The organism is Pseudovibrio sp. Tun.PSC04-5.I4, from assembly GCF_900104145.1.
GTDB lineage: Bacteria > Pseudomonadota > Alphaproteobacteria > Rhizobiales > Stappiaceae > Pseudovibrio.
The window spans coordinates 1,094,082-1,105,780 of the sequence record NZ_FNLB01000006.1; the positions used below are offsets into that span (position 1 = coordinate 1,094,082).

At 49.2% G+C, this 11,699-nt stretch carries 12 protein-coding genes; 9 read left to right on the forward strand and 3 right to left on the reverse strand.

The window, feature by feature from the left end; genetic code table 11:
* Nucleotides 1-7 precede the first annotated feature (7 nt).
* From BLS62_RS10100 to BLS62_RS10125, 6 genes are all read left to right on the forward strand, one after another.
* On the forward strand, nucleotides 8-601 hold the full coding sequence (locus tag BLS62_RS10100) for a TetR/AcrR family transcriptional regulator (RefSeq protein ID WP_208990795.1): 594 nt from the start codon (nucleotides 8-10) through the stop codon (nucleotides 599-601).
* A gap of 280 nt (nucleotides 602-881) precedes the next feature.
* Nucleotides 882-1,508, forward strand: coding sequence for a TetR/AcrR family transcriptional regulator (locus tag BLS62_RS10105; protein ID WP_093180117.1), 627 nt, complete (start codon nucleotides 882-884; stop codon nucleotides 1,506-1,508).
* 306 nt (nucleotides 1,509-1,814) lie between these two features.
* Complete coding sequence (locus tag BLS62_RS10110; protein WP_159436516.1) at nucleotides 1,815-2,369, forward strand: TetR/AcrR family transcriptional regulator; 555 nt, start codon at nucleotides 1,815-1,817, stop codon at nucleotides 2,367-2,369.
* Between the two features lie 77 nt (nucleotides 2,370-2,446).
* Nucleotides 2,447-3,067: a TetR/AcrR family transcriptional regulator gene (locus BLS62_RS10115; protein WP_093180123.1), complete on the forward strand. Its 621-nt coding sequence runs from the start codon at nucleotides 2,447-2,449 to the stop codon at nucleotides 3,065-3,067.
* 161 nt (nucleotides 3,068-3,228) lie between these two features.
* On the forward strand, nucleotides 3,229-3,849 hold the full coding sequence (locus BLS62_RS10120) for a TetR/AcrR family transcriptional regulator (protein WP_093180126.1): 621 nt from the start codon (nucleotides 3,229-3,231) through the stop codon (nucleotides 3,847-3,849).
* A gap of 66 nt (nucleotides 3,850-3,915) precedes the next feature.
* Nucleotides 3,916-4,482 (forward strand): TetR/AcrR family transcriptional regulator, encoded by a 567-nt coding sequence (locus BLS62_RS10125; protein WP_093180129.1) that lies wholly within the window; start codon nucleotides 3,916-3,918, stop codon nucleotides 4,480-4,482.
* Between the two features lie 27 nt (nucleotides 4,483-4,509).
* On the opposite strand, the gene BLS62_RS10130 is transcribed toward BLS62_RS10125, so the two are convergent.
* On the reverse strand, nucleotides 4,510-5,127 hold the full coding sequence (locus BLS62_RS10130) for an HAD family hydrolase (RefSeq protein WP_093180132.1): 618 nt from the start codon (nucleotides 5,125-5,127) through the stop codon (nucleotides 4,510-4,512).
* Nucleotides 5,128-5,372: 245 nt separating this feature from the next.
* On the opposite strand from BLS62_RS10130, the gene BLS62_RS10135 reads away from it, so the two are divergent.
* Nucleotides 5,373-7,466, forward strand: a complete 2,094-nt coding sequence (locus BLS62_RS10135) for a molybdopterin-containing oxidoreductase family protein (protein ID WP_093180135.1) — start codon at nucleotides 5,373-5,375, stop codon at nucleotides 7,464-7,466.
* Nucleotides 7,467-7,584: 118 nt separating this feature from the next.
* Here the strand turns inward: BLS62_RS10135 and purN are convergent, their stop codons facing one another.
* Both purN and purM read right to left on the reverse strand, forming a co-directional pair.
* The gene (gene purN / locus BLS62_RS10140) at nucleotides 7,585-8,238 is read right to left on the reverse strand and encodes a phosphoribosylglycinamide formyltransferase (RefSeq protein WP_093180138.1); all 654 of its coding nucleotides are present in this window, start codon (nucleotides 8,236-8,238) and stop codon (nucleotides 7,585-7,587) included.
* Nucleotides 8,235-9,320: a phosphoribosylformylglycinamidine cyclo-ligase gene (gene purM, locus BLS62_RS10145; RefSeq protein WP_093180141.1), complete on the reverse strand. Its 1,086-nt coding sequence runs from the start codon at nucleotides 9,318-9,320 to the stop codon at nucleotides 8,235-8,237. The genes purN and purM overlap by 4 nt, the downstream gene beginning before the upstream one ends.
* 407 nt (nucleotides 9,321-9,727) lie before the next feature.
* Here purM and BLS62_RS10150 point away from each other — a divergent pair, with 407 nt between their 5' ends.
* A complete protein-coding gene (locus BLS62_RS10150; RefSeq protein WP_093180144.1) occupies nucleotides 9,728-10,819 on the forward strand; it encodes an AI-2E family transporter in 1,092 nt (363 codons plus the stop codon).
* A complete protein-coding gene (locus BLS62_RS10155; RefSeq protein WP_093180147.1) occupies nucleotides 10,816-11,496 on the forward strand; it encodes a P-loop NTPase family protein in 681 nt (226 codons plus the stop codon). The genes BLS62_RS10150 and BLS62_RS10155 overlap by 4 nt, the downstream gene beginning before the upstream one ends.
* The last annotated feature ends 203 nt before the right edge of the window (nucleotides 11,497-11,699 follow it).

The following is an 11,699-nucleotide window of genomic DNA, read 5'->3' on the forward strand; positions in this document are numbered from 1 at the left end:
ACGTGACATGACCGAAAATCATATGACGTCCCCAGAGCTTGAGGCCATTTTTGACAAATGCGTTCAGGTCTTTTTACTACGGGGTTACGAAACGTCGACCTTGGACGATATCACCAAGGCAAGTGGTGTAACACGTGAATTTCTCGATCAACATTTCTCTTCCAAGCAAGAACTAACCAGTGCCGCCTTGCGCTGGTATTACATTAAGTACAGCCGTCAAATGCGTACGGAAATGGCAATGCACTCAGACCTCTATGCGGCGATGGAGGCTGTTCTCTTTGCATTCATCTCGATCAGTTGTGATCAGGTCCAGGCCGAAAAAGGCCTGTTTGTGCGAACATTTATTGATATTTCCTATGTTGATAAAGGTCTTAAGAAAGAGTTCGAAGCTCTTCAGGATGACTGGGAAACTCAGATCATTGACAAATTTACACAGTGTCAATCCGAATTGAAGGACCCCACCGAAATTGACGTCTTGGCTCATTATTTCCTCACGGTCATTGAGGGCCTATACGAGCTCATCAAATATGGCACGCCTTGTGAGATGATGCGCAAGGTGGCCCTTATAAGCTTGGAAGTTTTGGCAGCACACATGAAGTAGTGTTTATGTAAGTATAATTGCATGTAAACACAGATAGCAACGGTCGCCTGACCCTGAAAAAGAGATAGGGCAGTGTCCTAGTAAATCGTATTCCCGAAAAATAGTCCGACTTCCTTCTTTAATCAGAGAGTTGGCGATTATTTCAGGAAATACGTTGTTGCGCCAAAGCTTTGCAGACTGTGAATTCAATTGATTCAGTCGAACCCACTGTGTTTCAGCGTTGTTTGCTATGTTATAAAAACTGGATTGAGCGGAGCCGACCGCTTCATATACTGATCACATGAGCCAGAATAATCCTACAAATGATGGCGAGTTAACTCCAGATCTTGAGAGCATGTTTGATAACTGTGTTCAGGTGTTTTTACGGCTGGGCTATGAAACGTCGACGATGGATGATCTGGCCAAGGCGGGCAAGGTGTCTCGCCCATTTCTGGACCAACGTTACTCTTCTAAAACCGACCTGACAGTTGCTGCTCTGAAGTGGTATTATACAAAATACGGTCGGCAGATGACAACTGCCATGGCGACGCATTCAGATATCAGCGCAGCTATGGAAGCGGGCCTGGTTTCCTTCATCGAGATCAGCTACGATCAGATCCGCGCTGACAAAAGGCTCTTTGTACGTACGCTCATAGATATCAGTTACGTGGATGAGGGCGTAAAAGCCGCGTTTGATGATATGCGGAATGATTGGGAAGTACAGGTTAAAGACAAATTCGCTCAATGCCAGAATGAGTTTATTGATCCAACAGAAATCGATGTGCTTTTACATTATTTTTTGACATTAGTGGAAGGCACCTATCAACTCATTAAATATGGCACGCCCAGTGAAATTATGTACAAAGTGGCGTTGTTGAGTGTGGAAGTGCTAGATGCCCATATGAAATCATCACACTTGAATAAATAGACGCGCGCAAAAGCACAGATGACACACCCCGTGAAATGAGGCGCGAGGTGGCCCTTACAAGTTTTGGAAGCACACATGAAGGAGCTCAATGGAAAATAATCTCTTTTGGGCTGCGAACCAATGAACTAAATTTATAATAAATGTATTTTGAACACTTAGATCACGCCCATTATTCCTTTGTTTTCCTAATAATATTCACGGCATTGAGGAAACGAATAGACATCCTATAGTTGGTTCATGTGCGCAAAAAAACTCGAAACCTGTGATGATTTATCCGCTGACATAGAGTGCGTCTATGAACGATGCGTGGAAATATTTCTTCGTCATGGGTATGAGCGTGTTTCCCTAGAGGATCTCGAAGAAATATGTCGTGTTCCTCACGGAACTCTAACCACAAAATATAACAGCAAACAACAATTGGCCGCTGCAGCTATAGACTGGTATTACTCAAAATATAGCCAAAGAATGAAATCTGCTATGGAGCAGCAGACTGATATTTGCTCGGCTGTAAAAGCTGCTCTCTATGCTTTTATTGAATTCAATTATACTCAGGGTGAAGTGTCAAAGGACCACTATGTTCGCAGTATTATTGATATCTCGCGCATAGATACTGAATTGAATCAGGAATTTGAGAGACTACAACACGATTGGGAACTTAGTTTTATTGGTAAGTTTGAACAATATAGAGATCAGCTATCTGATCCTTCAAAAGCTGAAGGGTTGGCGCAATTTTATCTGACAACGATTGAGGGCCTCTATGAGGTTATAAAGTCAAAGCCTCCAAGACCAATGGTGTTTGGTGTTGCAGACCTCAGCCTTGATGTTGTTAAGGCGAACCTAAAGCAATCGCCCGAGCATTGAGCTGTTTGATTTTGCCGATGTTTACCACGTTAGAAGGCGTAAGTTGCTCAGCTGAACGTCAATCCTATAGTTGCAGCATGACCAGTTCTGCATACCACGTGGAGGATAGCCTCTCACCAGTCCTTGAAGAAGTTCTGGATGATTGTTTGAAGCTATTGCTTCTACGTGGTTATGAAGAAGCCTCCCTAGAAGAACTCGCAGTGGCAGGTGGAACCTACAAAGGGTTCATCCTTTCACATTTCACAACCAAAAAGCAGTTCTGTATGGCCGCTGTGAAATGGCACTTTTCCAAAAATATGAGGCAGTTAGGGGCAATTCTTGCGATTCATTCAGAAATTTATTCCGCCGTTGAAGCCCTTCTTTATGAGTACATAGAATTGGTCACTGAACAATGCCGAGCAGGAAAGGGGATACTCTTTCATTCCCTATTGGATATTTGCCGCTTGGATGCCGATTTAATTATGACGCTTGCTGAAATAAAACGCGATGCAACTGAACGGTTTATGCTCAAATTCATTCAATGCGAAGTAGATCTGAAGGTTCCCGCAGAAGCCGCAGGACTTGCAGCCTTTTACATTACAGTTGTTGAGGGGCTGGCAGTTCAGGCACGCGCTGGTATGTCTTCAAACTCTCTGTATCAGACTGCAGATTTTAGTCTTGTTGTGCTAGGGAGGCGCTTGAAAACCCCTGTTCTGTGAGGTCTGTCAGCCAAGTAAAGGATTTGCACGAAAGCAACCTAGCTACGGGGCCTTACAAACAGTGAAGGAATACAACATATATCGATGCCTCCGTTTTGGAGTTGGTATCCATATGCTCAGAACCAGATTGCTGGTTTCGCCCCGCTGCGTATACTCGGTATATGTCCTCATTAGACCCCATACACGAGGGTGAACTCTCACCTGAACTCGAAACAACGTTAGATGCCTGCGTAAAGGTGTTTATGCTGCAGGGCTTCCAACATGCGACACTGGAAGACGTTGCAGCTGCCAGCGGAACATCGCGAGAGTTTATAGAACAGCACTTCGCCACCAAAGAGCAGTTTTGTTCTGCGGCCCTACGCTGGTACTTCTCCAAATTCTATCGTCAGCTGAGATCCGTACTGGCGTTGCATTCTGAGCTCTACCCGGCTGTTGAAGCCGTTCTTTATGAGTATATAGAACTGTCCTGCGAGCAGTATGACGCTGGCACTGCACTGAGATTTCACACTCTGATGGATATCGCCGGTCTGGATGAAGACCTCGCTGAAGAGCTTCGTAAAATGAAGGTTGAAGGTATGGAGCATTTCCTCTTCAAGTTCACCCAGTGCAAGGGGGAGCTGACAGGAAATGATGAAGCAACGGGGTTGGCTCAATTCTATTCCACGGTGGTTGAAGGTCTTTCCATCATGGTCCAGAATGGTATGTCTCACGACGCCCTCTACAAAACGGCAAACCTGAGCCTTGAGGTTCTGGAAAATCATCTCAAAAAAGGCAGTAACTGATAAGCTGTATTCAAAGGGTACGCCTGTGCCGGAAACTGTTCTGGCATGACGTAGTAAGGTGGTCTGGTGCCAAGGGGAAACAATCTCCATCAAACAATTCTGGATGCGGCCCTAGAGCTTTTCTTAAGGCACGGTTACGCCAACATCTCTATTGCAGAAATCAGCGAGAAGAGTGGCGCGGCAACAGGCGATATCTATCAATACTTCAAGGGAAAACCGGATATCGCAGTTGCCTTGTGGAACCAGTCTGTAAACGGCTGGCGCACGCAAACAAGAAACACACCCCAGACTCATAGCGTGGAAGACGCCATAAAAGCCTCGGTCTCAGGTCTTTTGAAATGGGGGAGTGAGAAGCCTCAGCAGTTCCGCGTTTTTGAGGAGTTCAAGGTCAAAGCGCAGACGGAAGTCGGGTTTGTCACAATCAAAGAGCAGATACACGCCGTCCACCTACAGGGAGAGGCGCTCTACAGCACGTGGAGAGGTCTTGGAGCTGTAAAGGATATCTCATGGAATATTGCCTCATGCCTCATTGTGGGGCCTTCCTACGCGTTCCTGAACACGGAAGAGACAGTCACAGTAAAGGATCGTGAGGTTTTGGTAGAGATGGCATGGGAAGCGGTAAAGCAGCCCTAGACCCCACGGCCCAACAAAAAGCCTGTTCTAAGCTTCTTTCAGCACCTTCAGGATTTGCTCTTTGGTTTTTGGAGTAAAGTGTAACGCCTTCCAGCCCATATCCTGAGCGGCAATCACGTTCTCTTCCCGGTCATCAATCAGCAATATACGCGCAGGGGAAATACCCAGGCTCGTTGATATGTGTATGAAGTAATCTGCATTGGGCTTGACGCATCCCATAGGGCCGGATGCGAAGATCGTCTCTACCCGGTTGCTATAGCCCATATCCTCGCCAATATAGCGGACACGATGTGCCTCGTTGTTGGTGGCAATCACCTGACGCACCCCCGCTTGGGAGAGTGTCCCCATGAGCGCGATCAAATCTTGATCCGGGTGAGCATCCCGTTCAAACCAGTAATGCATAAAGTCATCCAGATTGCCCGTATAACCAACGATCGCCGCCCATTGCTGCAAAGGTTTTTTTAAATCCACTTTGCCAATAAGAACATCCTCATAGTGTTCTGAGAAGATGACCTTCGCAAAGGAGGGCCAGGAAACGTCTAGGTCCTCTTCAAACTTCTGAACCCACTCAAACCGGTCATTGACGAGATTCCGGTTCAACACACCGTCAAAATCCCATGCAATCACGTCGATATCCTGCAACATATTGAGGCCTTCCTCATGACAGATAAACCTGCATCAAGCTCGCAGTATATCTGAGGTCGTAAGAAGTGATCCTTAACGACAATATTATAGGGAAGGGGCAGTGGTAAGGTGTGTGCAGCTAGCATCAATAAAGTGTCAACTCGCGACCTTTTTGAGTGGGCTTCTTGACAATTTTATCAATACCCTTGAACTGTGCATCAAAAGAACAAGTCTAGAACACCAAGAAGTACGGAAGTGCGCCAAGCATGACTAAGCCAGAAAAGCCACAAAGATTTGCATCCGCCTGTCCCCATGATTGCCCCTCAACATGCGCTGTTGAAGTGGAAGTTTATGCAGACGGACGCATTGGCCGATTGCATGGCGCACGAGACAATGATTATACAGCCGGCGTTATCTGCGCAAAGGTCGCTCGCTATGCAGAACGCCTGCATCATCCCGACCGTCTGACAAAGCCACTGCGCCGGACTGGGCCGAAAGGCTCCGGCCAGTTTGAGGAAATTAGCTGGGAAGACGCGCTTCAGGAGGTCACGGATAAGTTTCAAGCTGCAGAGCAAAAGCATGGCCCGCAAACGGTGTGGCCTTACTTCTTTGCGGGTACCATGGGCCTTGTTCAGCGCGATAGTATTGACCGTCTGCGTAATGCCAAGGGTTACTCCGGCATGTACCAGACCTTTTGTACCAATATGGCATGGACTGGTTATATTGCAGGCACAGGCAAACTCGCTGGGCCGGACCCACTGGAAATGGCCCTTGCGGATGCTGTTGTGATCTGGGGCACCAACCCGGTGGCAACACAGATCAACGTCATGACCCACGCCATTAAGGCGCGCAAAGCCAACAAAGCCAAGATCGTTGTTGTCGACGTTTATAAAACCGAGACCATGAAACAGGCCGACATAGGTCTGGTGATCAAACCGGGGTCAGATGCCGCGCTCGCCTGTGCTGTGATGCATGTCTTCTTCCGTGATGGTTATGCCGATCGCGCCTATATGGAAAAATACGCGGACGCACCCGCTGAGCTTGAAGAGCATCTGAAAACACGCGATCCGGAGTGGGCCAGCAAGATCACCGGCCTGTCCATTGACCAGATCGAAGAATTTGCAAAGCTGGTTGGCGAAACCAAAAAGACCTTCTACCGGTTGGGCTACGGCTTTACCCGCCAGCGCAACGGCGTTGTCTCCATGCATGCAGCCAGCTGCATCGGCGTTGTTGGCGGTAACTACCAGTACAAAGGCGGCGGCGTCTTCCATAACAATGGAGCTATCTACGGTCTCAACATGGCGATGGTCGAAGCTCATTCGCTGCGCGATCCGTCCATCCGTAAGTTGGACATGTCTCAGGTTGGCCGCGTGCTGACAGGCGACAAAGATGCCCTGATGGATGGACCTCCCATCACAGCCATGTTGATCCAGAACACCAACCCGGTCTCTGTGGCACCAGAGCAGACACTCGTGAAGCAAGGCTTTGCCCGTGAGGATCTGTTTTTAGTGGTTCACGAGCAGTTCATGACAGAAACCGCGAAAATGGCCGATATCGTTTTGCCAGCCACGCAGTTTCTGGAGCACTATGATATCTACAAAGGCGCTGGGCATCAGAACCTGCTGTTTGGTCCAAAACTGGCGGACGCACCGGGAGAGGCGAAAGAGAACCTTTACGTGCTCAATCAGCTGATAGCGCGCCTTGGTGGCAAGGAGCATGAAGGCCATGCCTTTACCGCTCGCGAACACATCGACTGGATGCTCAAAAACTCCAAGTACCCCGGCGGACTTGCTGAGCTGGAAGAAAAGCGTTGGTTGGATTGTCAGCCGAGTTTTGATGAGGCGCATTACATCAACGGGTTTGGCTATGAGGATGGCAAATTTCGCTTCAAACCAGACTGGCCAAATATCCCCGCACCAAACAATGGCCCAATGGGGCCGTGGCAGGACATGCCGGTGCTCCCCGATCATTGGGAAATTAACGAGATGCCAACTGCGGACTGTCCATACCGTCTGGTGACATCACCCTCGCGTTCGTTCCTCAACTCCACCTTTACGGAGACATTGAGTTCTCAAAAGAAGGAAGGGCGCCCAACAGCCATGCTACACGCGCAAGATGCAGAGCATCTGGGATTGGAAGAGGGGGACAAGATTATCCTCTCCAACCATCGCGGCGAAGTGCGCCTGTTTGCGACCATCGGAGATCGTCCTCAAAAGGGAACCATTGTGGCCGAAGGCATCTGGCCCAACGCAGCCCATGAAGGCGGAAATGGTATTAACACGCTGACCGGAGCAGACCAGACCGCTCCATTCGGCGGTGCTGCATTCCATGATATTCACGTGGCAATCCGCAAAGCATAAAAAACGCAGGTAAAACGTAAACCTTGCAAATCAACGCATCGAACAACGCAAACAAAAAGGCCGCAGATAATCCCATCTGCGGCCGGTAATTTATCTGGTGTTGTCTAGGGTTACCCCATCAAGCGATGAGACTATCCCCCTCATGCTCTGAATTATCAATTTTGACACGTAAACCGGAAATATGAACCTTGCCACTGGCAACTGCTTCCAAGGCTATCGGGTAGATCCTGTGCTCTACCTCCAAAACCCGTGCCGCCAGAGCGTCCGGTGTATCCCCGTCAAGAACGGGAACAGCCCCTTGAGCAATGATAGGCCCCACATCCATTTCTGCGGTAACAAAGTGAACCGTTGCACCGTGAATGCGAACGCCTTCAGTCAATGCACGTTCATGCGTATGAAGACCGGTGAAGCTAGGCAGCAGAGCAGGGTGGATGTTGATCATCCGGCCTTGCCACTGATGCACAAACCAAGGCGTTAAAAGTCGCAAAAAACCTGCAAGCACAAGCAGCTCAACATTGTTCTCCCGCAGCTTGGCATCCAGATCACGCTCAAAAGCCTCTCGGTCTTTGCCGTAAAGCTTATGGTCCACGGCGAAGGTTGCAAAGCCTTCTTTTGATGCCGTTTCAAGTCCTTTTGCTTCTGGCTTGTTAGACCCGACAGCCACGATTTGTGCAGGAAAATCGGGAGCCTTTGCTGCCTCTATAAGAGACAGCATGTTGGAGCCACGCCCGGAGATCAAAATGCCAACGCGCCGTTTTGCTCCATTGTTCATTTTGCAAAACCCATAGATCCGTCAAAGACCACTTGCTCTTGTCCGTCCTGTGCCGCTTCCAGCTTGCCCAATGTTACAACAGTTTCGCCTTCACGCTCAAGGACTTCGCGAACTGCATCAACCTTATCGGCATGAACAGCAACAACCATACCGACACCGCAGTTGAAGGTACGCAGCATTTCAAACTGCGCAATACCGCCGGTTTTTGCAAGCCAGCCAAACACAGCCGGTGAGGCGATTGCAGAAAGATCAATCCGCGCCGCAAGACCCTTTGGCAAAACACGCGGCAGGTTCTCAGGAAGACCACCACCGGTGATATGAGCCAGAGCTTTGATGCCGCCTGTCTCTTTAATCGCGCTAAGCAGCGACTTCACATAGATGCGGGTCGGTTCCATCAAGGCTTCGCCAAGCGTCTTGCCATCTTCAAACGGCGCCGCATCGGACCATTTAAGACCAGACAGTTCGACGATCTTGCGGACAAGAGAAAAGCCGTTGGAATGAACGCCGGAAGAGGCAAGGCCCAACAGCACGTCACCCGCGCCAATATCTTTGGAAGGAAGCAGCGTGCCACGTTCAGCAGCGCCTACGGAAAAGCCTGCAAGGTCGTAATCACCCTTTGCATACATGCCGGGCATTTCAGCGGTTTCACCGCCGATCAGCGCTGCACCAGCAATTTTACAGCCTTCTGCAATACCCGCTACAACGTCAGCGGCCATATCAACGTCCAGCGCACCGGTTGCAAAATAGTCGAGGAAGAACAAAGGTTCTGCGCCCTGAACCACAAGATCGTTCACACACATGGCAACAAGGTCGATGCCCACGCCGCTATGCACGTTTGTATCAATCGCGATTTTTAGCTTGGTTCCAACACCGTCGTTGGCTGCCACAAGAACTGGGTCTTTAAAACCAGCGGCTTTAAGGTCGAACAGACCCCCAAAACCGCCAATGTCACTATCAGCACCTGGACGACGTGTTGCTTTCACAAGGGGGCTGATCCGTTTGACCAGTGCGTTCCCGGCGTCAATATCGACACCCGCTTGAGAATAGGTAAGGCCGTTTTTGCCGTTCTGGTCCTGGCTCATGGATACTGCTCCGCATCATCAAGAGTGTTGCGACACCGCCGCTTAATTCAGTTGGCGGCATAAAACCAAAAGTGCAGGGAATTGCAAGGCCGAAACATGTGCAGATTGCTACTGGTATCTCAGAAACAGGCCTGACCTGTGCAGAACCAACGCAGTTTCAGGGAATAAATGAGGCATTGAAAATTCTCTCAGGAAGGGGAAAGATTTTCGCCTATCCCCGTGTGCCCTAAAAATTACACTGGCGAAAAGGAAGAGTAGCTTCTCTGGCAAACCCAATGCCACGACTTGACGGCGCAAGCTTGGGGAAACTACAAACAACCTCAAGTTTTGAACGCGCTCTGCAAACTATTAGATTGCCAGGCATCAATTATTTCGGGTCAATGCAGACTTCCCTTTGGAGTTGTTTTATGAGTACAAACAAACAGTTGTTCTTCTGGCTTCTGTCTTTTGCAGTCTTCATCCTGTTTCTGCTGGTGTTTCAGAGCATCCTCCTGCCGTTCGTTGCAGGCATGGCACTTGCGTATTTGCTCGACCCAATTGCAGATTATCTGGAACACCACGGCTTCGGCAGAATGTGGGCAACTCTCACAATCCTGCTGATCTTCATTATCGTCTTTGTCGCAGCTCTGCTCATTCTGGTGCCGATCCTCGGTAAGCAGTTGATCGCATTGTTGGATTACCTTCCTGAACTCGCCGGAAATCTCGAAGCCTTGCTGCGAGAAGGTCTCGGTCCGCAGTTGGACCGGCTCAGTAATCTGTCAGGACAAACCTCCAAAATTGATTGGGGCGCCTTCGTAGGCCAAGCCGCAACCTTTGTCGGAGGGTTGCTCTCCTCCATTTGGAGTGGCGGCCAAGCTCTCATATCAATCATAGGCTTAGCGGTTGTAACACCCGTCGTAGCCTTCTACCTGCTGCTCGACTGGGACGGCATGATCGCACGCATCGACAGCTGGCTCCCAAGGGATTACCAGAAGACAATTCGTGTCCTGGCAAAAGACATGGACGGCGTCGTCGCAGGCTTCGTCCGCGGTCAAGTCCTTATGTGTCTGATCCTAGGAACTTTTTACGCTGTTGCACTGCTCATTCTTGGTCTGAAATTCGGTCTGCTGATTGGCCTGACAGCAGGTCTAATCAGCTTCATACCCTATGTTGGCGCCATCGTCGGGTTTGGTCTTTCAATTGGTATTGCTTTGGTTCAATTTTGGCCTGACTATTTTATGATTGGTGCTGTTCTGGTGGTTTTCGTCGTAGGCCAGTTTTTGGAGGGAAATGTCCTTCAACCCAAACTTTTAGGCGAAAGTGTCGGCCTTCATCCCGTTTGGCTGATGTTTGCACTGTTCGCTTTTGGTTCTCTCATGGGATTTGTGGGGATGTTAATAGCAATTCCGGCCGCTGCAGTGGTTGGGGTACTAGCGCGATTTGTTCTCAGGCAATATCTTGCAAGTTCGCTTTATGCAGGTCACAAAAATAATACCAATATGACGGAAGGACTGGAATGACGGGATCTACAGGGCCACAACAATTGCCTTTGGTCTTGCCCCATGAGGAGGCATTGGGGGTTGATGATTATCTGGTTTCAACGTCAAATCAGGCTGCATTCAACCTGATTTCCAACTGGCCACAATGGCCATCTCCAATTGTCACATTGCAAGGGCCAATTGGATCAGGGAAAACTCATCTGGTAAATGCTTGGCAAGAGCTGAGCGGGGCCCAGATCGTGGGTGGTGACGAGCTGGAGTTTCTGGATATAACTGCACTAGCAGAATCCGGTCCCATTGCCGTGGAAGATCTGCACTCTGGATTTGATGAAGCCTCGTTGTTTCATCTCTTCAATGCTGTGCGCTTGGCCGACGGCAATATGCTGATGACCACTCGGGAGTGGCCGAATACGTTTGAGCTGAAAACCAAGGATCTTGAGTCGCGCTTTCGGGCAGCGACGCCCGTTCAGGTCCAGGAACCAGACGATATGCTGCTTCGCATGGTGTTGACCAAACATTTTGCGGATCGTCAGGTTACTGTTGACTCCAGTGTGATAGACTACCTTGTGATACGCATTGAACGTTCGCTGGATGCTGCACGCAATGTGGTCAATCTGCTGGATAGACATGCTTTAGCGACCGGTAAGAAGATTTCTCGTGTAATGGCCTCCAAAATTATGGAGAACATGGACGAGTAAACACGCAGGTTTATCTTCCCGTCAAGAATGTGTGGTCTATAGGGCCAGAATCATACAATGCCCGCCTAACCATTGAATACGAATGGGTGAGACTACGCGAAAAATGTAAGCCTCAGTTTGAAGGCTTCGGAGGTGTACGGAATGAATGAGTTTACGGAAATCAATGCTTTGGAAGATGATGCCACCGATATCACTGATTTTGA

Excerpts from the sequence above, each read along its gene's own strand:
- BLS62_RS10100 (WP_208990795.1), top strand. The coding sequence starts at position 8 with ATGACCGAAAATCATATGACGTCCCCAGAGCTTGAGGCCATTTTTGAC.
- BLS62_RS10105 (WP_093180117.1), top strand. The coding sequence starts at position 882 with ATGAGCCAGAATAATCCTACAAATGATGGCGAGTTAACTCCAGATCTT.
- BLS62_RS10115 (WP_093180123.1), top strand. The coding sequence starts at position 2,447 with ATGACCAGTTCTGCATACCACGTGGAGGATAGCCTCTCACCAGTCCTT.
- BLS62_RS10120 (WP_093180126.1), top strand. The coding sequence starts at position 3,229 with ATGTCCTCATTAGACCCCATACACGAGGGTGAACTCTCACCTGAACTC.
- BLS62_RS10130 (WP_093180132.1), bottom strand. The coding sequence starts at position 5,127 with ATGTTGCAGGATATCGACGTGATTGCATGGGATTTTGACGGTGTGTTG.
- BLS62_RS10135 (WP_093180135.1), top strand. The coding sequence starts at position 5,373 with ATGACTAAGCCAGAAAAGCCACAAAGATTTGCATCCGCCTGTCCCCAT.
- purN (WP_093180138.1), bottom strand. The coding sequence starts at position 8,238 with ATGAACAATGGAGCAAAACGGCGCGTTGGCATTTTGATCTCCGGGCGT.
- purM (WP_093180141.1), bottom strand. The coding sequence starts at position 9,320 with ATGAGCCAGGACCAGAACGGCAAAAACGGCCTTACCTATTCTCAAGCG.
- BLS62_RS10150 (WP_093180144.1), top strand. The coding sequence starts at position 9,728 with ATGAGTACAAACAAACAGTTGTTCTTCTGGCTTCTGTCTTTTGCAGTC.
- BLS62_RS10155 (WP_093180147.1), top strand. The coding sequence starts at position 10,816 with ATGACGGGATCTACAGGGCCACAACAATTGCCTTTGGTCTTGCCCCAT.